We start from the raw sequence: 26,832 nt of genomic DNA, 5'->3' as shown, positions 1-26,832 counted from the left end.
AGTATTTTTGCAGCACAGAAACCGTCTCCTGTACTGCCTTAGTAGAGAAATAGATAGGGCTTTAGGGGAAGCATAGAAAGATGTACTGACATGAAAGGAGTTTTATTGGTCAACTTGGGATCACCAGACAGTCCAACACCGAAAGACGTAAAGCCGTACTTGGATGAATTTTTGATGGACGAACGTGTCATCGATGTTTCCAAGGTGCTGCGAAATATTCTGGTCCGTGGGATTATTTTACAAACACGACCCAAAAAATCTGCGGCAGCCTATAAAAAAATATGGTGGGAAGAAGGTTCTCCTTTAATTGTGATTTCTAAACGTTTTACAGAAAAAGTACGCCAACGATTGGATATGCCTGTGGCTTTAGGAATGCGTTATGGAAGTATGACCATCAAAAAAGCATTGCAAGAATTGAAAGACAAAGGGGTAGACGATGTGATATTGGTGCCACTATACCCGCATTATGCCATGTCCTCTTATGAAACTGTAGTGGTCAAGGCCATGGAAGAACAACAACGGTTTTTTCCCGAGATGAAGATGACTACCCTTCCCGCATTTTATAAGAATGAAGCTTATATCAAAGTACTTTCCGAAAGTATTGCCGAAGGATTGAAGGATTTTGAATACGATCATATCTTGTTCTCCTATCACGGCATTCCTGAACGTCATATTCGGAAATCAGATCCAACGCGTTTTCATTGTAAGATCGATGGAAGCTGCTGTGGGGTAAATTCAGTTGCCCATAACACCTGTTACCGTCATCAAGTCTATGATACCACAGAACGTGTAAAAGCGTATTTGGGATTGCCAGAAGAAAAGGTGAGCACCTCTTTTCAATCCCGTCTTGCGGGAGATCCGTGGTTAAAACCGTATACCGATTTTGAATTTGAGCGCTTGGCCAAAGAAGGAAAAAAGCGCTTAGCGGTCATTACGCCGGCCTTTGTTTCAGATTGTCTGGAGACCTTGGAAGAGATTGCCATGGAAGGGAAGGAACAATTTGAGGAAGCTGGAGGAGAGCAGTACAAACACATTGGCTGTTTAAACGATAGTGATCCATGGGTTTCTGTGATGGTACAATGGCTAAAAGACTGGCAGGAAAAAGAGATGCTTCCGGGGTAAACAAAAGTGCTAAAAGGGTCGTTTTAGAAAAAAAAATCTTTTTTATTTCAAAATTTAAGGGCATAACGGTTACATTTTCAAAGAAATAGCGTCACATGAATGTGATACATGCTAAAAACCGTAATGAAATGAAAAAAATTATACTATGCCTTAGCTTGTTCCTATGCGGACTTGCAAGTTGGGCACAAGCCCCTGAAATTGCTCAAGATGTACAAGAAAACATTAAAGCCCGGATAACTACCGAACGCAATGTGGGTATTGTTGTTGGCCTTATCGAAGGAGAAGAAGTTACCTATTTTAGTTATGGAAAAACGGCCGTAGAAAATGGAAAACCCGTAACGGAAGAGGCGGTTTTTGAGATAGGGTCGATATCCAAGGTATTTACCACCATATTGTTATCCGATCAACTTCTGCAAGGGAAAATGAAATTGACCGATCCCCTAACAGCTTATCTACCCAAAACCGTGAAAGTTCCCAGTAGGAATGGGAAAGCAATTACCCTAAAGGATTTGGCAACGCATTCTTCTGGCCTGCCAAGAATGCCCAATAACTTTGCGCCGGCGAATCCCAACAATCCCTTTGCGGACTATACAATAGCACAACTGTATGAATTCTTATCCAATTACGAATTGCCACGAGATGTAGGGGCATCCTATGAATACTCTAATGTAGGAATGGGGCTTTTGGGGCATATTTTGGAACTTCACAGTGGTAAAAGTTATGAAGAGCTCATTGCAGAACACTTTAATAGAGGCTATGGCATGGAACATACCGGACTTAGGCTGAGCAAAGAAATGAAAGCACGCCTTGCGTTGGGACATGCAGAAGGAGTGGCGGTAGAGAATTGGGACATTGTTAGTTTGGCAGGTGCAGGAGGAATTCGATCTACTGCCCAGGATATGGTAAAATTTATACAAGCCAATATGGGCGTAATAGACTCTCCTTTGCAAGAAGCCATGAACATGAGCCACGCCCCTGCCTATAAAAATGAAACTCAGAATTTTGAAATGGGCTTGGGATGGCATTATGCAAATAATGGGGAAATTATCTGGCACAATGGAGGTACTGGGGGCTATCGTACTTTTGCCGGCTTTTTAAAGGGTACTCAAAAAGGAGTTGTGGTATTGAGCAATTCCAATGAAAGTATAGATGATATTGGACTAAAACTTTTGAATCCGGCCCTTAGCTTGAAAACACCTAAAAAGAAGGTGGTGCCACAGATTGTTGAAGTATCTGAGAACGTTTTGGAGCAGTATGTGGGCAGATATGAATTGACACCAACCTTTAGTATTACCGTAACCAAGGAAGGTAAAAAACTTTTTTTGCAAGCTACGGGACAGCCCAAATTTGAAGTGTTTCCTTCTGCTCAGAACGAATTTTTCTTGACAGTGGTAGAAGCTAGTATTACCTTCAATGCGGACAGCGAGGGTAAAATAGAAAGCCTTACCTTACATCAAGGAGGGCAAAACCCCGTAGGCAAAAAAGTAGAGTAGGTTTTTAGCTTCAAATACCTTACACATTTCGGTTTAAAGTCACTAATATTGCAAAGTGAATCAAGCTCGGATTTTCTGCAATGGCTAAAACAACCACGGATCAACTAGGAAGTCAACCTATTGGCGCTTTATTGGTCAAGCAGGCCCTACCTGCGTCCATTGGAATTTTGGTGATGTCCTTAAATGTACTGGTGGATTCTATTTTTGTGGGAAACTGGATTGGATCCATTGCCATTGCTTCCATCAATGTGGTACTTCCTGTATCCTTTTTTATCGCGGCCCTTGGTATGGCCATAGGAATAGGAGGCTCTAGTATTATCTCCAGGGCTTTGGGCGCCAATAATAAGACAAAGGCACTAAAAACCTTTGGAAATCAGATCAGCCTTACCCTTCTTATGACCATAGTTATGGTGGTTTTAGGGTTGTATTATGTAGATACCCTTATTCCTGCCTTTGGTGGAAAAGGAGCAGTTTTTACACCTGCTAAAATCTATTACACCATTGTAATGTACGGCGTACCCTTTCTAGCCTTGTGTATGATGGGAAATACGGTAATTCGGGCCGAGGGAAAGCCAAAATTCGCCATGACCGCCATGATTATTCCCTCCGTGGGAAATCTGTTTATGGACTATCTTTTTATCTATGTTTTTGATTGGGGGATGGCCGGAGCAGCATGGGCCACAACAGGTGGCTATTTATTATGTGCGGCCTATGTGTTCTATTTCTTTATATCCAAAAATTCCGAACTTAAACTTCGGATGTCCGATTTTAGATTGGAAGGGTCGATCTTAAAGGAAATTGGAGCTTTGGGAGTGGTGACATTGGCAAGACAGGCCGTGGTTAGCATTACGTATTTATTGATGAACAATATTCTATTTTCATTGGGAGGTGAGGCCATGCTAGCCGTATATGCCATTATAGGAAGGATGCTTATGTTTGCCTTGTTTCCCGTTTTTGGGATTACCCAGGGCTTTTTGCCCATAGCCGGATTTAATTATGGGGCGAAAAAATACCCGCGCGTTCGGGAATCCATTATCACGGCCATTAAATACGCCGCCCTATTGGCCGCCATAGTTTTTGTGGGACTGATGTTATTTCCCGAAGCTATTACCCATCTGTTTTTAAGTGATAGGACAGATTTGCCCCAACAAGATATCTTGACCAATGCCTTTGTATTGGAGCATACTCCCAATGCCATGCGATGGGTTTTTGCTGCGACACCCATTATTGCCATTCAATTGATAGGAGCTGCCTATTTTCAGGCTATTGGTAAAGCCATTCCGGCTTTGTTGCTCACCTTAACACGGCAAGGATTCTTTTTTATTCCCCTAGTGTTACTACTACCGCTATTTTGGGGAGAACTGGGGGTGTGGCTTTCTTTTCCGATATCCGATGTGTTGGCTACCCTTGTTACGGGGTATTATTTGAAGCGGGAAATGCAACGGGAATTGTCCTAAAGGTGAGAGGAAGCCCTACTCCATAGAAAAAAGATCAAAGAAATGTTCGGCATCTTTAATGTCTTGCATGCCAAAAATCCAACACAGCTCTGAAAAGTCCGAAAAATCCAATCCTCCGCGCATAATGGCCTTGTTGTTATAGCGTCCTTCTTTTCCATTGTATTGAAGCCCCAGATCAATAGCCAATTGCCAAATCTTGACCAATTTGGAATCCGTGATTTTGCGTTTCCAGTCAACAGCGGCCGCAGAACGAAAACCAGGAGTGCCATTGCCTTCAGCATTGCCATCAGGAATTTTCAGATAATCGGTATGCGTCCTTATATAATCCAGATCATTTTGAGCCGTTACTTTTTCATTCCAATCGCTATGCTGTATCACATGAATCCTTTTTGAAAGCTTTTCTTGGGGCAATCTATTCTGGATTGCCTTTACAAGGGCCGCAGAGAAATTGGATTGCCCTGCCTCGGCGATCCATACCTCTCCATTTTTGGTCAAAGTTTGTATGGCTATGGTTTTTACTTTTTCTACGGCAGCTTCAAAATCCTTATGGGCATCGGTCCATTGATCTTCAAAAGCCAATTGAAAAAGATCATTTGGGGGAACATATAGTCCACCTTGGGTTCCATAGGTGCCGGCAACAGCATGGTATTTGATGCTTGAAAAATCGGGATGGGATAGCAATAATGCCGCGGCGGCCACCGAATGAAGATCATCTACATCTGTTTTACAGTCATATTGTAGCAGCAGTAGGTCTTTTTCCCTGTTGAAAGTGCCACTTTTGAGGGATACCCCCTGAGAAAAGACAGCGCTACTGCATAGGCACAATAGTACTAGGAGCTTTGATTTTAATTTCATCGTATTGTTTCTTAAGATTTAAAAGCGCTTATGAATAAACGGGTTTCGATATTCTTGAAGTAAATGTAGGCTATAATTCTTCTTTTTTGGTCACAAAAAATAGTTTTGAATCGTTTTAAAATGAGAGTCGTATAAATAGGCTTGATTTCCGCTTTGGAATTGAGCAAATGCTAAAAGAACTCAAAAAACCTTAAGCATTTTATATTTCAATGGATTTATACGAAGTTTTTACAAGGGCTTCCCCATATTTCCGCTCCAATCTACGAATACTAAAATGTGCCTGTGCCATGCGTTGAAAATGGTTCATAAAGGCCAGATTGATTCCGGCACCCCCGGCCGCCCCGAGCAAAGGCACTGCTTGGGAAACAAATTTTTCGGAAACCTGAATACTAAAACGGGAAGCTACGGCTGCAATCAGTTGTAGTATGGGGTTGGTACTCCCTGCGAAAAACCCTTCAAGGGCGTAAGCTGTAGACCCTTTGATTGTAGTGCTGACAGCAATTTTTGAAGCGTAATAACCCGTTTCAATACTATCATCGTGCTTGGAAGTGCCTCCCAGAGCGAATACTTGGAGACAGGCCAATTGGGTGTCCAAGGTGCTGAGGTCTTCCCCTTGATTACGAGCAATATCCATGATTGATCGCATCATTAGTTTTGTGGTCAAAGTAAGGTCGGCGGCAAAAGCTGTTGCTCCCAAAGCTCCTCCCAACATTCCCGATGAAGTAACTAGGGCTTTGTAGGTTTTGTTCCAAGGAGTTGTGTTTTGTTTGTGGGCCTTCATGGAAATCAAATTGCTTTTTACCACGGTATGCAACACTTTATAGGTGGTTTTCTGAAGCCAATCTTGCTGTTTTTTAGGCAAGAGAGCAATACGACTTTCAATAGCATTCCCCACTTTATTAAGACCTTGCATGGCCCAGCCTAGCTGTTCCATATGTTGTTTGGCTTGCTTTAAGGTGGCGAAATCTTCGTTCGATAAGGTTTTTTTGATCTGAATTTCAGTATGCATGGGTTCTTTATAAATTTAATGAGGGTGATGGCAATCTAGGTGATGATCCAAAGACAGAGCAGGTATATAATAATTACCGTAATCACCCAGGAAATAGCAGTAATTCTACGTTCCTTTTGTTTGTATTTTTTGATTTTTTTGCGAATATTTTTCATATCCCTAGGCGTAGTTTCCTTAACGTCAAGTTGTGTTTTGGAGGTTTGGCCAATGACATCGCTTTTTGTACGGATTTTCCGTTTATTGATCAATGCGCGATTCATTTTTAAGCTTTGAATGGCTCCTGCTATACTACCTCCTCCCATGACTTTCAGTGCTTTAGATATACTTATGGGTAGCTTAAAATGTAGTTTTGTTACATCCAGGGCAGTGTAAAAATAGAAAATTAACTAAAACCTATAGGTTTTCTAAGACGCTATTGCTTAAGGGGTTTTTAACTGAAACCTTCCAGAAATGCTTCTGCTAACTTCAGTACCATCGAGATCAAAGCGCAAATCCACGTCAATATCCCAAGCGGTGGCATTCACCTGTGTTCCGGAAATTGTTCCTGAAGAAATCAAAAGACTCCCAATAGTTTCACAGAAGCAAAAACGATTAAAAAATGGACGTAGTGTAGCGAGTTCGGCATCAGAAAAAGAAAAGGAGCTAAGGTTGGGATCTACTTCAAAAAGAATACGTTCCCCATATTCGTCATCCGCAATAAGATCTTCCTGTTCGGCCACAAAGAAATACTCAAATACGAGTCGCTCCCCGGCTTCCACATTGACAAAAACCAAATCGTTGGATTGTGGACTTACGATAATGGCCGCATTTTGGGAAAACTCCAAAAGCGTGCTTTCGGGCGTTGTACTCCCAAGAACACTATTGTCATCACTACAACCTATAGTGATGACAAAAAAGGCGATAAGGATTGCTAATTTCTTCATGAGCTTTTACTTCTAGATTGACTTAGTCGTAATACGCTGCGAATGAAATCGTTAAAATTTACACAAAACGTACTATCCTAGCATTCTCCAGTGTCCACATCGCACTGAGGGGCCTCCTGAGCAGCAGTTATGGGAGAAACCGAAGCAAATGCTTCTAAGAATACGCTACTGGGCTGTGCCCCGCTAATACCATATTTATCGTTGATGATAAAAAAGGGAACCCCTGAAACGCCCCGCTGCTGATAATGGGCAATTTCCTGCTTCACGGCATAAGCGATCTCATCATCGGCAATGACCTTTGCTGTCTTTTCGGCACTCCAGCCAAATTCTTCCATGATCTTGGCCAATACTTCAGATTGGTTCAAATGAAGATTCTCATCAAAATAGGCCTTTAAAAAACGCTCTTTTAAAGCGTCTTTAAAACCTTCTTCTCCGGCAACATGGAGCAATTGGTGCAAAGGAAGTGTATTTACGGCCAACCATTGGTCGCCAAAATTGAAACGGATTCCTTCTTCTTGCCCAACGGCCGTAATCCGATCCGTCATTTCATAAGTGCGTTCCAAATCCCCAAATTTATTGGTAAGATAGGTGTTTCTGTCCAGGCCTTCAGTGGGAATGGTTGGATCTAACTGAAAAGGATGCCAGGTAACCTCAACAGGGGCTCCTTTCCAATCTTTTAAGGCCTTTTCCATTCTTCGTTTCCCAATATAACACCATGGGCAAGCCACATCGGATACAATATCTACTTTGATCACTTCTTTTTCCATGCAAATTCTTTTAGAGCACAATGATAGTGCAGATCTAAGAGATTGACGATTAAAAATACGTTAAATTCATATGAAACCAGGAGATAGAATACAGGTTACGAACCATTGATCGATCGATTATTTTGTACTTGGAGTACATTCTGGACCCATGTATCAACGGTCTGCATCCATCCATTCTTCACCAGTAATCGTTCCAATTCGGACCATTCCAAAGTAGTAGTTTGTGTAAATATTACACGGACCATACCAGCAAAAGGACTGATTTCATGACCCTCAAAAAAGATATCTGTTGCTAGTGATTCCTGTTCGGACTTGTCCGGAGTGAGTACTGTTTTGAGGAGGTCTAAAGATTTAGCTCTAATTTTCATTGCTCTCCGAGCCCTTTTCCGAACCAAGCTGGTACGATGTAAGCCACATACTTTAATTGTGGCGAGGGCACGTGGATCTACTTGCTGGTCCGGACCTTTTTTTCTAGGTTTAATAAAACCTTCCACGGTAAATTCAAAATAATTACAAGGGTCAAAATCTTTTTCATAAGGGTTTATAAGTAGTGGTTTTTCCCTATGGATATCATTTTGTTTGGGATTTTGAACGTTAAATTCTGAATCCATTCGAGTTGCTCTTGGGTGCGCCACCGGGAAAAGAGCATTTTTATACGATTGGTTGCAAATATCGCAGGAAAGCAGGTAATTTTCCCAGTCGTAGGCCAGCCACCAATAGCCATGTTCTGTAATCTGTGGTCGTACCTTACCTGCCGTCTTGCTATCTATTCTCTTGCTGTCCGGAAATTCGTTTCGTTCAGCCATTAGCTTTTGGATGCCTTTTTTGGGCCGGTAATGCTCTACATCTCCATGACCGGAAATGGAAACTTCGCAATAGCCGCATTTATCGTGTTGGGCCCTTACAAAGTGGGGCTTTAACTTTTGCCAAAAGGAATCCTTGAATTTAGGCCAACCCTCGCTTTTAGGTTTGGGATCTCCTAGAGCTTCAAGATGCTCCTTACTCTTTTCGTTGAATCCTTCAGGAGGTAGTGGTCGTTCAAATGGAATCATATTGTTTTAGGAATTGATTTGTTCACGTAAACGCTTGGCTAGTTCATCTCTTAGAGAAGTATCTTCTGAGATTTCTAGGCTGTCCTCTTTTTTAACCTCGTCCATCATATGGAACAAAGTATCCAAATTTGAATTTCCATAGGGGGTTTGCATAATGCCCGCTCGCAATTCGTTTTCAATCTCTTTAATGCGCCCTTCATCAGGCTCCGTGCTGAAAAGTTGTTTGCTGTGTTCCTTGATGAGATTACTTGTATGTTCATCCGTAGTATGCTCCATATAAAACCAACTGCCCGTTAATAGGCTCTCCAAAGGCATACCTATGGGAACATCTTTTTGAAGGATATTGATTTTTTTGCCATCATCTTCTTTGTTCATCACCCAAACTTCTCCAAGCCTGGCACTGCGTAAACACAGCGGGTCATGGGTGCTAATAATAAAAGTGGTACGGGGAAACACTTTCCTCAAGAGGGAGACTACTTTGATTTTCCAGGTAGGGTGTAAATGGTTTCCAATTTCATCAACAATGACCAAGCCTTCTGCATTAATGGCACTGTTCCAATGTTCAGAGAGCGATCTTAGGATGTAAAGGGCATATCCGATGACCGATTTATGACCATCACACATATCTTCAATGGATTCCGGACCATTGCCCACATTAATTTTTATTTTTTTGTCCCTCCGGTTCATGAGCCGTTTTTCACCAATGAATTCCTCGGGAATCATCAGCATATCAATGATGGCTTTGGCCGCTTCGTTGAACTGATGTCTATTGACCAAGGACGTATCTCCCAACCAAGGCTGTATCTCAGGGTAAATGACGTCGTGTCGGAACAAGCCCATAATACGGGTAGGATCATCTTCAAAAGTAACCTCTTCCCCTTTCTCCGGTAATCGCCGGATAGAACCAATGCCAATGGTGGGCTTCACCAGGGTATCGTTTGTAGAATGGATTTCTGATTTTGTGATCTCTAAGGTGACAAGCGTTTCTGAATTATTAAATTTTGCCTGAATTACAGCTTTTTTGGCTCCTGAATTTCTGCGGATAAGTTTGGAAAGGTCTCCCAAATTTAATTGTTGCAGTTGTTCATTACCCATCATCACCAAGGCAATGGCCTGTAATATGGTACTTTTTCCAACTCCGTTCTCCCCAATCAACAATATCCCATTTTCCCCTTCTTCTAGTCCGGAAGCTTGGGGAATAGCCAATTTTGCATGTGTTATCGCCTTGAAATTTGTAATATCAATCCATTCTATGAAATTATAGAAAGGTCGTTGCGCCATAGGAGGTCGTTTTTTCTTCTTGGACGCTTTTTTGGCCTTAGGAGGACGGCTCGAAGGCCCTTTTAGAACAACGTTCTCTTTGGATGCCCCATGATCAAGGTTCGTCGGACTTTCTAAAGCATCCGAAGTTTCCGAAGAGAAGTCTATGATGGGTGGGGTGTAATTGGATAACTGATCCAGCAGCTCGCCATAGATTTGAGGGTAACGATCATGAAGGAGTCCTTCATTTTCCACAAACCAGCTTCCAATGAATTGTCGTGCCAGGGCTAAATAACTGCGATTTTCCCGTAGCGTCTCCAATATTCCATAGAGTATTTCTTCCTGATCGTCCTTAAAATTGATGGATGCCAAGCCTTTGTTCAAGAAATCGGCCAATTCTTTCCGACGTTCGGACAACCCTCCCCGATTCAATTGTAAAATATCCAAGCTGTATTGCCCCTTTTCCGTCAGGGCGCGCATGATGCCCTGCTCATCATAATGAAAATGCAGTTCGGTATGATCCTTAAGATTACAGGGATCAATCAATAATGCCTCTTCTTGATCTAAAGTGGCTCTAAGTTCTTCATAATTATAATACAATTCTAAGCTTGGCGGGGTGAGGCGCTTTCCGATTACGGGAAAATTATTGCCTTTGTTTCTATTGCAAGTTTCACAGCTTAAGTACAGATTAAACCACTTATAGGTTAACCAATAATAGCCTTCATTCTGTTGATTTTTAAGACCTACGACACTGGATGTAGGTCTAAAATGTTCAATATTGGGCTTAAAGACCCTGGTTTCGCAATAACAGCATTTTCCATTAAAAAGTTCTTCCGCGCTTTTACGGGCTCTTCTCAGATAACTGAAATTGCGCTTAAAACGGGCTTGGGTATAGCCACTGGAAGCTTCCAAGCGTGAAATAATTTCCGCTTCTACACCTGAATCCATTTTCTGCAAAGAATCTGGAATGGGAACATGGTCTCGGTTTACATAAATCATAATAGAATAGCTTAATCTTTTGATAAATAGTTGGCTGTGTTTTCTCTAGCAATCAAATCAAAATCCTCCTCATCCAATAAAGCTTTGGTCTCAATAAAAAGATCTTTATCCGAATTGTGGTTGCGCACTACATAAAAGTCGGTTCCAAATAAAATACGACTGCGTAATTTGTTCTTTCCACTGTAGTGCATGGCTTTTTTATTGGGAGAAGTCTCTGCGCTGTAGGCTTGGTGCTCCGTCTCATAATCTTCTCCTTTTTCCAAGGCATATTTCAATAAGGGGTAAATAGAAGGTTTGCTGATAATATAGCTGAGGTCGGCATACACATTTTGATAGCGGATCATCATACTACAGATAATAGAAAACCAATCGCCCTTTTCCCAAAGACTACTAATTTTGAACCAAGAAAATTCGTTATCGGAATTGGTCATAAACCGGATAGCTTCCTTGGGATTCCGCATCAGGCGTTGACTGTAGGTTTCCCGATCCTGCTCCATATAACGGATCCATTCTTCTTCCCCACCAAAATGGGCCAAACAAACTTTGAGGTTGGAAAGATTATGTTGTAGCGTATCATCGGCTTCCGAATATCCAAAGAGTTTTTTAATATGCTCGTCCTCCGTATTTTTAATGACGGTCTTTAAAAAAGACTCCTCCAAGAGACAGAGGTAATTCATGGGATGTGTAAAGTTAAATTGCAAGGCCTTGTTCTTTGTTTGCGGAAGAAGCATGGGACCATATTCATCTTTCCCATAGGTAGTTTGAAAAACAGGATGGAAATTCCACGCCTTTTTCTTGGCTCCCCGATAATAGATCACACCCATAACACAGTGGGTCATGATGGGAATATTGTTTTCGGCGGCGTAACGCCAAATAGGAAGCAAATATTTGTCAAACGGATAATACCCCAATGCTGGGTATATTTTAAAACCACTGAATTGACGGTCTTCCATATAGGTCTTTACAAAGCAGGGTCTCAGGACCATTTTATCATTGACCACTTCATAATCAAAGAAGGCAGAGCCATCTCTTTCTACCCTTCGTGGATCAATAAACAAAAAGGGATAATAGGCTTCTTTGGGTGCTGTGCTATCGGGATTTTTGACTACATCCCATAATTCGCGCATTTGATAGTGGAAGCTTTCTTTATAATCGTCTTCCGTCCAGCCCTTTTCAAGGTTTTTTTCCTTGGACTTCAACATTTCTGAGCTTATTTTGGTTGTGCCGGCGCCCATAAACTCCATATCCATGGGCAAGATGACCATACTTGAACCCGGCGGAATCTGATGCAGGGCACGCTGGGCTACTTTGCGTTGGGTACCGTAAAAGCTAAAACGCCCCATGAGATAGTAGCGGTCTAACATTTCGGCCAATTGTGGGTTGGCTATTTTTTTTAGGATAGGAAAGAGTTTCTTTGCCAAAATGAACAGCAACTTTCGCCCTCTTCGGATGAAAATCAATACTAGAATTACCCAGATGACCTTTAAAATCCAATGGATTTTAAGGTGTAAATAATGGGCCGTGAGCCAGTCTTTAAGGTGATCAATGATTTCAAAATAATCCTGTTCTATTCCAAAGAGTAATTTTACCAGATCAATAAAATAGAATGCTGCCGATAAGATGACCCAAAAAATAAGAAGTTGTATAGGAATACGCAGATACCATCGGCTGGAAATAAAATACTTTCGGAGTACTTCCTTCCGTTCCCTACGTTTTTCTTCATGTAGCGCTTCCCATAAGGCGTCCGTTTCCTCTTGGGTTTCGCCCCGGGCAAATTCCTTTCGGTATTTGTGGGCATAGTATTTTTTGAATTGTTTGATGATCCACCCAGTATGAATGAAATAGAAGAAGGGCCAGGGAACAATGGTACGGGCTAAATATGGAGGCACAAAGTTACCAGTAAAAACATGGGTATGAACATTGATGATCTTTTTTTTTGGCATGGGTTTGGTCATTATAAATACGCAAAAAACAAGCTGAAGTAGAAAAAAAAAGTGCTACGCCAGTACATGATAAAAACAAAGGGGGAAGTAGGTTAAATATACAAATTTTTGTCAAAAACCCTACAAGAATGGCTTCCCCATTTGTGGGGATTTTTTTTGTAGAAATCTGATGATAGCACTGAAATTTTGAAAAGTAGGACAAAATAGATTTCTTGCGTATTTTTGGTCCAATTGTTGTTAGTTTGATGACTAGACAAACTACAAACAAATACACTTTATGAAGCATATTACCCTTAGCAGCTTAGCAATTCTTCTCCTCTTCACTTCTTCCTGCGTCAGCGTAAAGAAACACAATGCCCGTTTGGACGTCAAACATGCCCCTACCCAATTGCGGAAAGATGTGGATTATGCGTATAAGAAACTAAAGAAATTGCACCCGCGTTTATATCAATTTGTGTCTAAGGAAACTTTGGATCGAAAATTTGACAGTCTTAAAAAAAGTTTGAACGCACCTATGGACAGTAAAGCTTTTTACAGCCGTATTGCTCCCGTAATTGCGGAAGTAAGACAGGGGCATATCTCTGCGGGCTTCCCTGGGAAGCGCTATACCAGAAAAGAGCGTAAGCGACTGAATAAATTAAAATTGGATTTCAATGATTTGGATTTTGAATATGTGGAAGAAGCCGTTTGGATTTCCAACACTATTGGCAAAGATTCCAGCTTGGTAGGTAGTGAATTGTTGTCTATAGATGGGAAGCCTATTCGCAAGCTTTTTGACACCTATAAAAAAACCTTTTCTTCCGATGGGTATAACACCACCTTTCAAGAACGTTTTATTGCCCTTCGATTAAAGGAATTGTATCGAAAGCATGAAGGGTATTTGGATAGTGTTTCTTTACAATTGCGCAAAGCCGATTCTGTCTTTGTGAAACAGTACAAGCGCTATAATAAGGATAGTTTGCTATTGGCGGAACGGATAAAGGATAGTCTGCCCAAGCCAGAAAAGGTAAAATTGACCAAAGCGGAGCGAAAAGCTAAGAAAAAAGCCTTTAAGGCAAAGCGAAAATACAACGCGAAACGAGGCTATATTGCTAGTAGAAAGCACTACAATAGAAATTTGGAATTTTTGGATAGTACGGGACAAACAGCCTATATGCAGATTCGGAGCTGGACCAATGGCCCTTATAAAAAATTCTATGAAGAAAGCTTTGCAAAGATCGATTCCGCAGGAACTAGAAATCTGATTCTAGATTTACGGGATAATACCGGAGGGCGTCTGGATGAAATTCAAGATTTTTATGGCTACCTCGTAGATAAAGAATTTCAATTTGTCAACCCAGCTGAGGTGAATACAAGACTCCCCTATTTTAAAGGCTTTTTTAGCCCAAATGAAAATGCTGTGGGAGCAGTGATCAAAGGATTGTTGACACCTGGTCTGGTCATACACAATTTGTTGAAAGCCAGAAAAAAAGAGGGTAAATTGGTATTCAACTATCGCAACGCCAAGTTAAAAAAGCCTCATGAGCATAATTTTAAGGGGAAACTATATGTATTGATCAATGGGAATTCCTTCTCGGCTTCTTCCATTTTATCCAGCAATCTCCATGGGACCGGACGTGCGGTTTTTGTGGGGGAAGAAACCGGAGGTGGCTATAATGGCACTGTAGCGGGGCATTATAAGACCATTCAACTGCCCAATACCAAAGTAGGGGTGCGTTTTGGACTTATGCATATAGAAGCACCCTATTACGATACGGTAAAAGGAAAGGGTATCCACGCCGATCAGGTCATAACGTCCTCTGCAGTTGATAAGGCAAAAGGAATAGATCGGGAAATGGAATGGATTTTGAACGATATTAAACAAGGTGCTGCAATTACGGAAAGTAAGTAGCCTCATTGTTAGAAAAATAATGCAGTGCCCGGGCACTGCATTATCATTTCACATCATAACTACCTATTGCTTAAGACTAAACAATTTTTTCCAATTCTACAGTGAAGTGCCTCATAATAGGTGCTTCCCAAGAAATGTGATACCCTTTTTTAGCTTCTTGTCGGGTATCAAATATCTTTTTTAATACCGCTGCCACATATTTCATATGCGATAGGGTATAGGTTCTTCTTGGAATGGCCAAACGCACCAATTCCAATTTAGGATATCTATTGTTCCTCGTTACGGGATCCCTATCTGCTAAAATGGTGCCTATTTCTACGGCCCGTATCCCTCCAACAATATAAAGTTCTATGACCAAGGCCTGCGCCCGGTATTCTTCTTTTGCAATGTTGGGGACAAACTTATTCGCATCCAAATAGATGGCATGCCCTCCAAAAGGCTGCTGTACTGGCACGCCATAATCTACCAGCAGTTGACCGAGATAATGTACTTGCCGAATGCGACTTTCCAAATATTCAAACTGAATGGCTTCTTGTAGCCCTGCGGCCAGTGCTCCCATATCTCGACCAGACATGCCTCCGTAGGTCACAAAACCCTCGTACATAATATTGTAAGTAATGCAGCTTTTGTACACTTCAGGATTGTTGAGGGCGATAAAGCCTCCCATATTCACAATGCCATCTTTTTTGGCGCTCATCGTCATTCCATCGCCATAGGAAAATAGTTCCTGAACAATGTCTTGGATAGAAGCTTCTGCGTACTGCGGCTCTCTGGTTTTAATGAAATAGGCATTTTCGGCGAAACGGGCGGCGTCAAAATACAAAGGGATGCCATGGTCCTCACAAAGTTGGGACACTGCCTTGATGTTTTCCATAGATACGGGTTGCCCCCCTGCCGAATTACAGGTAATCGTCAATAGGACAAAAGGAATATTTTCAATGGGATGGGTATGGAAAACCGCTTCTAGTTTTTGAAGATCAATGTTTCCCTTAAAGGAATGATGCAAGTCGGTATCAAAAGCAGCATCTATGGTGCAATCCACAGCGGTGGCCTTTCGATATTCAATATGACCTTTGGTGGTGTCGAAATGAGAATTTCCAGGAATGATATCCCTTTCTTTGATCAAAGCGGAAAAGAGCACATTCTCCGCAGCCCTGCCTTGATGTGTGGGAATAAAGTGTTGAAAACCGGTAATTTTCTTAACGGTATCTTCCAGTTTTTTATATGATTTAGATCCGGCGTAACTTTCATCGCCTAGCATCATTTCTGACCATTGCCGATCGGACATGGCGCCCGTTCCAGAGTCGGTCAATAAATCAATAAGGACTTGATCGCTCGATAATTTAAATACATTATAACGGGCTTCTTCTATCCATTTTTTTCGTTCTTCCAGCGTAGAGGGCTGAATGGCCTCCACCATTTTTATTTTATAGGGGGTGATATACGGTAATTCCATACCAAGAGATAATTTAAAAGTGATACTAAAATACTATAGGGCAAGGCTCGCGCAGAACCTTGATGGGAATGTGGTCTTTAGCCTGGGAAAGAATCTCTTTTTTTGATGTTTCGGAAAGAAACATTCATGATAAGTAAGGTACGTATCATAAGGAATTATAGTATGGTACAAAGGTACAAAAGAATGCCTTAAATCGTATGGGAAGGTCTTGAAGAAAGTGATGCGGCCGGTATTCTTGGAGTATTGTAATTTAATTAGGGCAAAATTACGGACTACAGGCTTCGTTGTATTCGCTTTTATTCCTACATTTAGCCTGACTAATTAATAATACCCTGAAAATGAAAACGCTATTTGTTAAAATCAGCATGCTTTTGCTGATTGCTTTGCTGTTGCCTACAACGACCTCTGCACAAAAACGAAAAAAGAAACGATCAAATACCGCAACCGTACAATATCCGGAAGATTTGTACTCTAGTTTGGAATACCGATTGGTAGGCCCCTTCCGAGGTGGGCGTTCCGCTGCGGTTACCGGTGTTCCCGGAGAACCCAATCTCTTTTATTTTGGCGCTACCGGAGGTGGTGTATGGAAAACTACGGATGGAGGCCGTAATTGGAGTAATATTTCCGATGGTTTCTTTGGTGGTAGTATAGGTGCCATTGAAGTAGCAAAAAGTGATCCCAATGTGATCTACGTAGGTGGAGGGGAGAAAACCTTAAGGGGTAATGTATCTTCGGGCTATGGAATATGGAAAACCGTGGATGCCGGAAAGACATGGACATCCATGGGATTAAAAAACAGTCGCCATGTGCCGCGAATTCGTATTCATCCAAGCAATTCCGATATTGTCTACGCGGCTGTACTTGGAAACATTTATAAGCCTACCCAAGATCGTGGTATCTATAAAAGTATGGATGGGGGAAAAAGCTGGACCAAGAAGCTCTTTGTCAATGATCAGGCAGGGGCGGTGGACCTTATTTTGGACCCCAATAACCCCAGAATTTTATATGCGTCCACATGGCGGGCCAAACGTACGCCCTATAGTTTAAGTAGTGGTGGCGATGGATCTGCGCTTTGGAAAAGTACGGATAGTGGAGAAAGCTGGACGGAAATCTCCAAAAATGAAGGTTTTCCAAAAGATACTTTGGGAATCATCGGGGTCACCGTTTCCCCAAAGAATTCCGAGCGTGTATGGGCCATTGTGGAGAACAAGAAAAAAGGAGGCCTGTATCGCAGTGACGATGGTGGGAAGAAATGGACGCAGGTAAATAGCGAGCGTAAATTACGGCAACGGGCCTGGTACTACACAAGATTGTATGCGGATACGGAAGATGTAGATGTGGTTTATGTACTAAATGTGCGTTATCACAAATCAACCGATGGTGGACGCAGCTTTAATACCTTTAATGCCCCGCACGGAGATCATCACGACCTTTGGATCGCTCCGGAAAATTCCAAACGGATGATTATTGGAGACGATGGCGGTGCGCAAGTTTCGTATGATGGCGGGGATACCTGGAGTACCTATTACAACCAGCCTACATCACAATTTTATAGAGTGACTACGGATAATGCTTTCCCTTATCGTATCTATGCGGCGCAACAGGATAATTCTACCTTGCGCATCAAGCATCGAAGTGATGGTTTTAGTATCAGCGAGAACGATTGGGAACCTACTGCAGGGGGAGAATCTGCCCATATTGCCGTAGATCCCACGGATAATGATATTGTCTATGGCGGGAGTTATGACGGCTTCCTTACGCGACGAAATCACAAGACAGGAACCGTTCGTGGTATTAATGTATGGCCAGATAATCCTATGGGACACGGTGCTGAGGATATGAAATACCGTTTTCAATGGAATTTCCCCATTATTTTCAGTCGCCATAACCCTAAAAAACTCTATACCTTTTCTAACCATGTGCATGTAAGTGAAAATGAAGGACAGAGCTGGACACTCTTGAGTGGAGATCTTACACGCAATGATCCTTCCAAGTTGGTTTCCAGTGGAGGACCCATAACCCAAGACAATACCAGTGTGGAGTATTATTGTACCATTTTTGCGGCCAATGAAAGCCCCTTAAAAGAAGGTTTACTTTGGGTAGGAAGCGATGATGGCCTGATTCATGTTTCCAAAGATGGCGGACAGAATTGGGAGAATGTAACGCCAACCAATATGCCGGAATGGTCCATGGTCAATAGCATTGAACCCTCAGCATTTGATGAAGGGACCTGCTATGTGGCAGCCACACGTTATAAGTTAGGCGATTTTCAACCTTATCTGTATAAAACGACCGACTATGGGAAGACCTGGAAGAAAATAACAAACGGTATAAATAAGGAACACTTTACTCGAGTTCTTCGGGAAGACCCTAAGCGAAAGGGATTACTATATGCAGGCACCGAAACCGGAATGTATGTTTCCTTTGATGATGGCGCTAATTTTACGCCCTTTCAATTGAATTTGCCAATTGTTCCCATTACGGATTTGGCCATCAAAGACAACAATCTTATCGTAGCTACCCAAGGGCGAAGCTTGTGGATTATTGATGATCTTACCGTATTGCATCAGTTAGACGATGCCAAGAAAAGCAAAAAGGCCATTTTATATAAGCCAAAAGATTCCTATCGTACCAAGGGAGGAGCACGTACAACACCTTCAAAAACCGAAGGAGCCAATCATCCCAATGGTGTCATTACACATTTCTACCTCAAGGAAGTATCCAAAAAAGATAGTGTTAGTCTCACCTTTACTTCCGTAGCCGGAGATACGTTAGGGAATTTCAGCACCTATGCCAAAGAGACCAAAAACAAATTAAAAGTCAAAAAAGGCGGAAATACTTTCGTGTGGAATACGCGCGGGAAAGGGGCGGAACGCTTGAAAGGAATGATTCTCTGGTGGGCCAGTTTAGATGGTGCAAAGGCAGTACCGGGTACCTATAAAGTACATTTAAATGTAAATGGAGCAACCAACTCTGAAGATTTTACCATCTTACCCGATCCTAGAGCCGAAGTATCCGTGGCAGATATGCAGAAGCAGTTTGATTTTGTTACCGACATCAATACTACCGTAGATAAAGCGCATCAATCCATTAAGAAGATTCGTAAGATTACAGCCCAATTAGATGCCTTTATGAAGCAGTATAAGGACAATGAGCAAACCAAAGATTTGGTAGAAAAGGCCAAGAAAATGAAAACTGCTTTTGGAGATGTGGAGAAGGCCCTATACCAGACCAAGAACCGCAGTGGTCAGGACCCTTTAAATTTCCCCATTCGATTGACCAATAAGTTGGCGCATTTGAATAGTCTGACAGCGATAGATGATTTTCCACCTACCGATCAGGATATTGCCGTGAAGAATGAAATTGCCGGGCAAATAGAGGCGCAGTTAAAAACCTTTGATGCCTTGGTGTCCAAAGAATTGGAGGAGTTCAATAAGGCCTTTATTTCGCTCAACCTTAACTATCTCTTTGTAGAAGAATAGGCTCAGCGACTTAAAAGAAATAATTACCCTGTCCCAAAGTCCTCCTTGGGACAGGGTTTTTTGTGTTCCTTCTGGAAGAAGTATACTTTTTTTTCTGGTTATATAGCGCGTTACGATGTTGCACAAAAGGAAGAACAACAAACAAAGCGCTGAACTTAAATCATCTTAAATACCCTGACGTAGGTGCTTTTTCCGTTTTCTTTCCCGATAGAACCCCATTATCAATGCGCTTAGCCCAATGAATAAACAGGTGCCGCCCCAAAGGACGATATTGTACTCCAAAACAAACCAGCGGTATACGAACGTAAAAGAAAATAGCAGGAGCCCAGTTATTTGCCAAAGTTTGTCTTTTTCAAGGCGATTACCCTCATCCATAGTAGGAGTAAGGTTAAAGAGTATTTTTATTTCATTCCAATCCCACAGCAATAGCAAGATATTTGCCAACAACATTAGCCCTGTGACTACAGGAGTGTACGCAAAGTAATAAGAAAGCGTAATAATAAAGATATTCAGGATGATTGGAAAGTTGACGATGGCACCCAGTTTGGCATAGCGTTGGGTCATCAATAAAAGTCCGGCAACCAACTGCCCTAAGCCTATAAATTTCCAGTACAATCCGGATTGATACATGGTTTCAAAAAAATGCCAGGCGGAATCTATAGGATTAGACGCCCCACTATCGCGTGTAAAACGATTTCCTTGGATTTTGATGACACTGGCAAAAACAAAAGTTCCTCCAATTAAAAATCGAGTGTAAATGATAAAGATTTGGGCCCAAATCTTATGTTTGATGGTTTTCATGCTGTGGGAAGTATGGTTTTATAGTAGGACGTTCAACGTGATAAAATGTTACCAAACCATTCCTGTAAGACAAGAAAACTTCGCCTAGGAAGCTGAATTTTGCCGTTCTTTTTTAAAGATAAATACTTGAGGGTATTTTAAGGGATATCGTTGAACGAAATGGTATTATAGATGAAATACTTTATTTTTTAATCATAAGTTTTCAAATGTTAAAAATTTACAATTACCTTTTAATAAGAATTTTATAAAATATTTATAAGCTTTTTATCATATAGTAATATATTATTTTTTGAATGTAACGTCAAGGTGATTTCGGCATAAAAAGGGTTGAAAAATAGAGAGGATGGTGCACTGCCGAACACCGAAAGAACAATTGTTTCTACTTCCGTATCTTTGTACCTAACTTTGGCGATCTTAAAGCTATCCTATGCATGAGTATTACGATTATGTGAAATCGCTTCACCTTATTTTTGTGATTACCTGGTTTGCCGGACTCTTTTATATTCCCCGTCTCTTTATTTATCATATTGAAGCTTCTCAGAAACAGGAGCCGGACAAAAGTATTTTGACCAAACAACTGCAGTTAATGACCAAGAGGTTGTGGTATATCATCACGTGGCCCTCTGCTGTTTTGGCCACACTTTTTGCCGTCGTACTGCTGTATCTGCGTCCGGGATATTTGCAACAACCCTGGATGCACGTGAAATTGACCTTTGTGTTTCTTTTGATAGTATACCATCTAAAAAATCATCAAATTTTTAAGCAACTACAGCGGAATGAGGTACGGTATACTTCCAATTTTATGAGGATTTGGAACGAAGGCGCTACGCTTATTCTCTTTGCAGTGATTTTTTTGGTCATTTTAAGGAATGCGCTTAATTGGGTTTTTGGCGTTTTGGGCATTTTTGTCCTGGGCATTCTCTTGATGTTGGGCATTAAATTGTATAAACGGATCCGGAATAAAAACCCGGAGGCCTAAGCCTTCTCCTTTTTATGGGAAATGATATGGCCTTGGCGCGATATTTGCTACCTTTAACATAAATTAGTGCTGCTTGTTTAAAAAATTATCACTTCGTTCCCGCATCTTTATTACCATGATTTTATTGGTGGTTATCGCGTCGGTCTTAATCGTTGCCGTGGCGATTTACCAATATCGGGAAGAGGCCAAGGACTACCATGAAAATCGACTGGAACGTAAAGAGGCACAGATCAAGCAAAGTATTGCCTATACCCTAAAAGAAACTACCTATCCGCCCACTACGGAGAATTTAGGATTGATTTTTAGAACTGATATTTATCGGATTGCCAATGTACAGAATGCTCCTTTTAATATCTATGATCTGGAAGGGGAATTGATCCTCAGTTCTAGGACCACCTTTGAAAATGATTCCATTTCCCATTGTATTGATGCCGAAGTGATGAATCACCTTAAAGAGAGCCCCAATAAACGCTATGTTGTGGAAAAATTAACGGCAGGGGACAAATATCAAGCATCGTATACCTACATTACCGATAAAAGGTTTAAACCAATCGGAATTTTAAATTTACCCTATTTTCCGGACAATTCCTTTAGTAACAAAGAACTCAAAGAATTTCTCTTTCGCTTAACGGGGGTATATCTCTTGATGTTGCTGATCGCTATAGCATTGGCCTACATTGTATCTAAATATATTACCCGTTCCCTACAAACAATTACGGATAAGATTACACAGACCGATTTGACAAAACGAAACGAGAAGATTATTGTAGACAATCCTGGAGAGGAGATCGGGAAACTAATCAATTCTTATAACGGAATGATCGATGAATTGGAGCAGAGTGCTGTGAAATTGGCGCGCAGCGAACGGGAACAGGCATGGCGGGAAATGGCAAAGCAAGTGGCCCACGAGATTAAAAATCCGCTGACCCCCATGCAACTCAGTGTGCAGAGTTTTGAACGTAAGTTTGATCCCACAGATCCCAATATCAAGAAAAAGCTCACTGAATATTCCAAAACCCTGATCCAGCAGATCGATACCTTGAGCAGTATTGCTTCAGCTTTTTCCAATTTTGCGGATATGCCGGCGCAGCAAAACGAAACGCTGAATGTAGTTAAGATTGTAAAACTCGCCTTGGATATCTTTAACGAGAAGTATATCCGTTTTCAAGCAGAGGAAAAAGAAATCATTGCCAAATTGGATCGTACGCAATTGATTCGGGTAGTGACCAATTTGGTGAAAAATGCCATTCAAGCCGTACCCGATGTGGAAGATCCCGAAATCGTGGTTTCTGTGGCTTCAGAGAACGGAACTATTATTATTTCGGTTAAAGACAATGGTGTTGGTATTGTGGATGAATATAAGGACAAGGTCTTTGAACCAAAATTCACCACGAAATCCAGCGGTATGGGCTTGGGCTTGGGCATGGTCAAGAATATTGTGGAGACCTACAAAGGCAGTATTGATTTTAATTCGGAATACGGAGCGGGAACCACCTTTACCGTGAAGATTCCCAAAGCGGAATAATTACACTGAAATCTTTCCCTGAAATTATTAGAAGCTTTTCTTCTTACCTATCTTTGCGACAGTAAGACTAAAATAAAACCTATGAATTTCGAGAATATCCTAGTGACATTGGAAAGCCCCATCGCAACGATTACCATTAATCGTCCAAAAAAATTGAATGCCTTGAATAAAGCGACCATTGCAGAATTGCATGAGGCTTTTAAGGCTCTGGATAAAGACAAGGAAGTGAAAGCGATCATTGTTACGGGTAGTGGTGAAAAAGCCTTTGTTGCTGGTGCGGATATTTCGGAGTTTGCAGATTTCTCTGTGGAAGAAGGTGCGCAACTTGCAGCCAATGGACAACAAACCTTATTTGATTTTGTAGAGCAGTTGGGCACTCCGGTCATAGCGGCCGTAAATGGCTTTGCCCTTGGAGGAGGCCTGGAACTGGCCATGGCCTGTCATTTTAGATTGGCCAGTAACAACGCCAAAATGGGACTTCCCGAAGTTTCTTTGGGGGTTATTCCGGGTTATGGAGGAACACAGCGTCTCCCACAATTGATCGGGAAGGGCCGCGCCATGGAGCTCATTATGACGGCCGGAATGATCGATGCGACCAAGGCCTTGAATTATGGTTTGGTGAACGATGTGGTCGCTCAGGAAGAATTGCTGGAACGCTGCCAAAAAATTGCTGGAAAAATCGCGAATAACTCCCCCGTAGCCATTAGTTATGCAATAAAAGCGGTAAATGCTGGTTTTAATACTAGCTTAAACGGATACGAATCCGAGATCGAAGCTTTTGGAAGCTGTTTTGGAACAGCAGATTTTAAAGAAGGAACAACCGCCTTCTTGGAAAAGCGAAAAGCGGATTTCCCAGGCGCTTAAGCAGTATTAAAATGCCTTTGGGCATTAAAAAAATGTATGGGCTATTTGGACGCAAGCGTTGGAATGGCACAGTTTCGAGTATCGAGTAAACCAAAAAAACCTACTTATGAAATCTTTTGGAAGCAAATTGATGCTGACCCTTTTTCTACTGATTTGCATGGGGTCCAAAGCGCAAGAAATCCCTGTAAAATATACCCTTGGAGACAATTATAGCGATCGGTATAAATACTCAACGGTATTGAATATAAGCGATAACGGAAACCAGGGAACCGTACTCGTACGCAATTATTATGGAGGTATGGTCCTCCGCCCAAAAGGATATTTTATTGAAGTATACGATAAGAACCTTAAGCTTACCGCCGATTACAATTATAAGTATTCCGGGAAATACATGGTAGATGGTTTTGTACAGAATGGCCAACTCTATCTTTTGGAATTAAAATATAGCGAACAGCAAAAAGCCTATGTGTATCGTGTGCACAAAACCGATCTGGGCAAGTTTAAGTTTTCCATACAAGATTTATTTTCCATTCCATCCAAAGAAGTAGCCAATCCTTTGGCGATCAGTAAATACAGCCGCAATTTTACGAATGGATTTTCCACGGCTATCTTTTTTAATGATGCCAAAACTGCTTTTGCCATTACAGCACATCACAGAAAAGGCAAGGAGCAGGTGTATGATATGTTTCTTTATGGGACCGATTTAAAACAAAAGATACATCATGAATTCACGGCTGAGATCCAAGAAAAGAATTATGCTTTTGAGACCATAGCCGTAGCACCGGATTTTGAGCATTTTTACCTCATGGGAAAAGCCTATTTCAAGAAGCGTAGGGTAGATGCCAAAGAACGCCGTTTCCAATATGAGTTGGTACGGATATCCAATTCCGGCCATCAAATTCAAAAATTCAAGGAACCCGGGCGTTTTCCAGAATCTTTAAAACCCGTTTTGGTCAAGGATCAACTCTTGGCCCTGGGCTTTTATGCCGATCGCAAGGACAATCGTTATAATGGGTTGTCTTATTTTAAATTGGACCCTCTTACCTTGGCCATTCAAAGCAAGAAATTCAATGCCTTTTCCAAGGACTTTATGTTGGATAAATTTGGTCGGGAAGATGATCGGGTCGTAAAAAACCTCGTTTTTAAAGATGTGCATATTACTCCGAGTCAAGAAATCCTCTTCAGTGCCGAAGAGTATTTTAAGACCGAAGGGGTAGATCGCAGTTCCGCGGGGACCAATATAAAAACAGAGCGTTTTCATTACAATGACATCATCTGTGCCAAACTGGATCAGGAAGGCAATATGCTATGGGCCAGAAATATCAATAAGACCGAAGTGACCCAAGGAGATGCTTCTTATGCCTCCTATACGGCCTTTGGAAAGGCATCGGACATGTATTTCTTTATCAATTCCGGGGAAAACCCACAAAAACTGAGTAAAAACAGGATCCTGTTCAAACAAGGATACAGCAGAAGTCCCAATATGTTTGTACTGAAGTTGGATACCCATGGGGAGCTTAGCTATCAAAAATTGATCGATGATAAAGAAGCACGTTTGCCCATTATGGTTTCCCGACCCTTAATCGACGAAAATTCCAATAAAATCCTATTTTATGCCAAACGTGGCAATAGGAAGCAATTGGTGAAGGTAGATGTTGCGGGTTCCCGATAGTGCTGTTTTAAGATAGGAATGGTATTTTTGAAACTACTTGTAACAAAAACAGGAAGTACGCAACCTATATTTTAAAACAACCGATGATCTTAAGCACTACTCCCTCCATTGAAGGAAAAACCATTACAGCCTATACAGGAATAGTCACTGGTGTTACCTATACCTTAAACTATGCCAGCAAAGGACTGTCTTTTAAAGATGTTTTCAATACCCAAAAATATTACGAAAATTACGAGAAAGGCCTGGGCGAAGCCAAAGAAAGCGCATTTCAAAAACTTCGTGACAATGCCAAGAAATTAGGGGCCAATGCCGTAGTGGGCATTTCCGTGGATGTAGAAATGATGTCTACCAATGGCTATACTATGGTTTCAGTTGTAGGGACAGCTGTTAAACTGGAATAAATAGCTATGAACCGCTCCCTATCTGAAGAAATCAGGCCTACTATAGCAGAGTTACAGGCCTATTTTGACCAAACGGATATTCGCAATGCCCTAGAAGCATCTGGGTTTCCTCTTTTGAAACAGGTTTCTAAAGCGGAACCCTATGCCGTGGCTACGATGTCCCTAGAAAAATTACCAAAAGGCATGCCGCCAATGATAGGAAGCATCCGTATTGCCGCTTTTTTTCCTGAAGCGCAGACCAAAGTAGAACGTCACCCCAATAGCCGACAGTTTTTATGGTCCCTATCTGGCCAAGGCGTTACTCGGGTACGGCGAAATTCAGTTTGGGAAGAGGACATTTACGGAGATGCTATTGAAAATGATATCTTGGCAAGCACTTGGCATTTTGTGGAAGCCAATAGCTGGCATCAATCCATAGCAAGAGGAAGCACGCCATGGCTGTTGGTCGCCATCCATACGGCAAGGGAAGTAAAAGATGAATATCAAGATGAGCTAATTGCTTAAAAAGGCTTTTGTTTTTTTAATATCGGAAATTGAAGAAGAATGCCTCACTGCACTACAGGTTGGGTTACCGGTTCTTCAAAATCACAGGGCACTTCCTGAAAATTGTCCACAAAGGTACCTTGGTTAGGGTCAAATCGGGGAATATTTACCATTTTGGTACAATCATCATCATTGGAACAATTCATCAATAGCAGCGTATACATAAGAATAGCAGCGAGGTAGGGAGAACTTTTTCGAATCATTTTGGTCATATCTGGTTTGAGATAGAAAGATAACATCTTTTGGGCATTGTCTATAGATTTTGGAAGAGAAAAAGGAGTTTTGGGCACAAAAGGATGTTTTAAGGTATGAGGGATTGGGTGTGAGGTATGCGTTTG

General features: G+C 41.6%; 22 protein-coding genes. 11 read left to right on the top strand and 11 right to left on the bottom strand.

Going from position 1 to position 26,832, the window contains the following annotated elements:
- The first annotated feature begins 90 nt into the window (after positions 1–90).
- The 3 genes from hemH (at position 91) to ACEXOE_RS06025 (ending at position 4,072) form a co-directional block, all read left to right on the top strand.
- Complete coding sequence (hemH, locus tag ACEXOE_RS06035; RefSeq protein ID WP_394747840.1) at positions 91–1,122, top strand: ferrochelatase; 1,032 nt, start codon at positions 91–93, stop codon at positions 1,120–1,122.
- Between the two features lie 128 nt (positions 1,123–1,250).
- Entirely contained in the window at positions 1,251–2,615 is a 1,365-nt protein-coding gene (locus tag ACEXOE_RS06030) for a serine hydrolase (protein WP_394747839.1), read from the top strand.
- Positions 2,616–2,695: 80 nt separating this feature from the next.
- Complete coding sequence (locus ACEXOE_RS06025) at positions 2,696–4,072, top strand: MATE family efflux transporter (protein ID WP_394747838.1); 1,377 nt, start codon at positions 2,696–2,698, stop codon at positions 4,070–4,072.
- 15 nt (positions 4,073–4,087) lie between these two features.
- On the opposite strand, the gene ACEXOE_RS06020 is transcribed toward ACEXOE_RS06025, so the two are convergent.
- From ACEXOE_RS06020 to ACEXOE_RS05985, 8 genes are all read right to left on the bottom strand, one after another.
- Positions 4,088–4,927, bottom strand: coding sequence for a hypothetical protein (locus tag ACEXOE_RS06020; RefSeq protein ID WP_394747837.1), 840 nt, complete (start codon positions 4,925–4,927; stop codon positions 4,088–4,090).
- Between the two features lie 199 nt (positions 4,928–5,126).
- Complete coding sequence (locus tag ACEXOE_RS06015; protein ID WP_394747836.1) at positions 5,127–5,936, bottom strand: EcsC family protein; 810 nt, start codon at positions 5,934–5,936, stop codon at positions 5,127–5,129.
- A gap of 35 nt (positions 5,937–5,971) precedes the next feature.
- Positions 5,972–6,238, bottom strand: coding sequence for a hypothetical protein (locus ACEXOE_RS06010; RefSeq protein ID WP_394747835.1), 267 nt, complete (start codon positions 6,236–6,238; stop codon positions 5,972–5,974).
- Positions 6,239–6,355: 117 nt separating this feature from the next.
- Positions 6,356–6,859 carry a hypothetical protein gene (locus ACEXOE_RS06005; protein WP_394747834.1) on the bottom strand — a complete coding sequence of 168 codons (504 nt, stop codon included), beginning with the start codon at positions 6,857–6,859 and terminating at the stop codon, positions 6,356–6,358.
- Positions 6,860–6,936: 77 nt separating this feature from the next.
- A complete protein-coding gene (locus ACEXOE_RS06000) occupies positions 6,937–7,626 on the bottom strand; it encodes a DsbA family oxidoreductase (RefSeq protein WP_394747833.1) in 690 nt (229 codons plus the stop codon).
- Positions 7,627–7,721: 95 nt separating this feature from the next.
- Positions 7,722–8,678, bottom strand: a complete 957-nt coding sequence (locus ACEXOE_RS05995; protein WP_394747832.1) for an HNH endonuclease family protein — start codon at positions 8,676–8,678, stop codon at positions 7,722–7,724.
- Between the two features lie 6 nt (positions 8,679–8,684).
- The gene (locus ACEXOE_RS05990; RefSeq protein WP_394747831.1) at positions 8,685–10,937 is read right to left on the bottom strand and encodes an AAA family ATPase; all 2,253 of its coding nucleotides are present in this window, start codon (positions 10,935–10,937) and stop codon (positions 8,685–8,687) included.
- Between the two features lie 11 nt (positions 10,938–10,948).
- A complete protein-coding gene (locus ACEXOE_RS05985; RefSeq protein WP_394747830.1) occupies positions 10,949–12,880 on the bottom strand; it encodes an amidohydrolase family protein in 1,932 nt (643 codons plus the stop codon).
- Positions 12,881–13,157: 277 nt separating this feature from the next.
- Between ACEXOE_RS05985 and ACEXOE_RS05980 the strand changes: the two genes are divergently transcribed.
- Complete coding sequence (locus ACEXOE_RS05980) at positions 13,158–14,771, top strand: S41 family peptidase (protein ID WP_394747829.1); 1,614 nt, start codon at positions 13,158–13,160, stop codon at positions 14,769–14,771.
- A gap of 76 nt (positions 14,772–14,847) precedes the next feature.
- Here ACEXOE_RS05980 and ACEXOE_RS05975 read toward each other — a convergent pair whose 3' ends face one another.
- The gene (locus ACEXOE_RS05975) at positions 14,848–16,227 is read right to left on the bottom strand and encodes a tryptophanase (RefSeq protein ID WP_394747828.1); all 1,380 of its coding nucleotides are present in this window, start codon (positions 16,225–16,227) and stop codon (positions 14,848–14,850) included.
- A gap of 338 nt (positions 16,228–16,565) precedes the next feature.
- Between ACEXOE_RS05975 and ACEXOE_RS05970 the strand changes: the two genes are divergently transcribed.
- Positions 16,566–19,709 (top strand): WD40/YVTN/BNR-like repeat-containing protein, encoded by a 3,144-nt coding sequence (locus ACEXOE_RS05970; protein ID WP_394747827.1) that lies wholly within the window; start codon positions 16,566–16,568, stop codon positions 19,707–19,709.
- Positions 19,710–19,874: 165 nt separating this feature from the next.
- Here the strand turns inward: ACEXOE_RS05970 and ACEXOE_RS05965 are convergent, their stop codons facing one another.
- Positions 19,875–20,510 carry a hypothetical protein gene (locus tag ACEXOE_RS05965; RefSeq protein WP_394747826.1) on the bottom strand — a complete coding sequence of 212 codons (636 nt, stop codon included), beginning with the start codon at positions 20,508–20,510 and terminating at the stop codon, positions 19,875–19,877.
- Positions 20,511–20,937: 427 nt separating this feature from the next.
- On the opposite strand from ACEXOE_RS05965, the gene ACEXOE_RS05960 reads away from it, so the two are divergent.
- The 6 genes from ACEXOE_RS05960 to ACEXOE_RS05935 all read left to right on the top strand — a co-directional run bounded on the left by ACEXOE_RS05960 (position 20,938) and on the right by ACEXOE_RS05935 (position 26,455).
- Positions 20,938–21,489 carry a CopD family protein gene (locus ACEXOE_RS05960; RefSeq protein ID WP_394747825.1) on the top strand — a complete coding sequence of 184 codons (552 nt, stop codon included), beginning with the start codon at positions 20,938–20,940 and terminating at the stop codon, positions 21,487–21,489.
- 115 nt (positions 21,490–21,604) lie between these two features.
- Entirely contained in the window at positions 21,605–23,014 is a 1,410-nt protein-coding gene (locus ACEXOE_RS05955; protein ID WP_394748495.1) for an ATP-binding protein, read from the top strand.
- An 81-nt stretch (positions 23,015–23,095) separates the two neighbouring features.
- The gene (locus ACEXOE_RS05950; RefSeq protein WP_394747824.1) at positions 23,096–23,878 is read left to right on the top strand and encodes an enoyl-CoA hydratase/isomerase family protein; all 783 of its coding nucleotides are present in this window, start codon (positions 23,096–23,098) and stop codon (positions 23,876–23,878) included.
- Positions 23,879–23,984: 106 nt separating this feature from the next.
- Positions 23,985–25,550, top strand: coding sequence for a hypothetical protein (locus tag ACEXOE_RS05945; protein WP_394747823.1), 1,566 nt, complete (start codon positions 23,985–23,987; stop codon positions 25,548–25,550).
- Between the two features lie 83 nt (positions 25,551–25,633).
- On the top strand, positions 25,634–25,951 hold the full coding sequence (locus ACEXOE_RS05940) for a YbjQ family protein (RefSeq protein ID WP_394747822.1): 318 nt from the start codon (positions 25,634–25,636) through the stop codon (positions 25,949–25,951).
- A 6-nt stretch (positions 25,952–25,957) separates the two neighbouring features.
- Positions 25,958–26,455: a hypothetical protein gene (locus ACEXOE_RS05935; RefSeq protein ID WP_394747821.1), complete on the top strand. Its 498-nt coding sequence runs from the start codon at positions 25,958–25,960 to the stop codon at positions 26,453–26,455.
- A gap of 44 nt (positions 26,456–26,499) precedes the next feature.
- On the opposite strand, the gene ACEXOE_RS05930 is transcribed toward ACEXOE_RS05935, so the two are convergent.
- Positions 26,500–26,784, bottom strand: a complete 285-nt coding sequence (locus ACEXOE_RS05930; RefSeq protein ID WP_394747820.1) for a hypothetical protein — start codon at positions 26,782–26,784, stop codon at positions 26,500–26,502.
- Positions 26,785–26,832 lie beyond the last annotated feature (48 nt).

Origin of the sequence: Spongiimicrobium salis (assembly GCF_043678055.1) — a bacterium.
Classification (GTDB): Bacteria; Bacteroidota; Bacteroidia; order Flavobacteriales; family Flavobacteriaceae; genus Spongiimicrobium; species Spongiimicrobium salis.
Note: the sequence above shows the minus strand (reverse complement) of the source record. Positions and strands in the feature narration are given on the sequence as shown.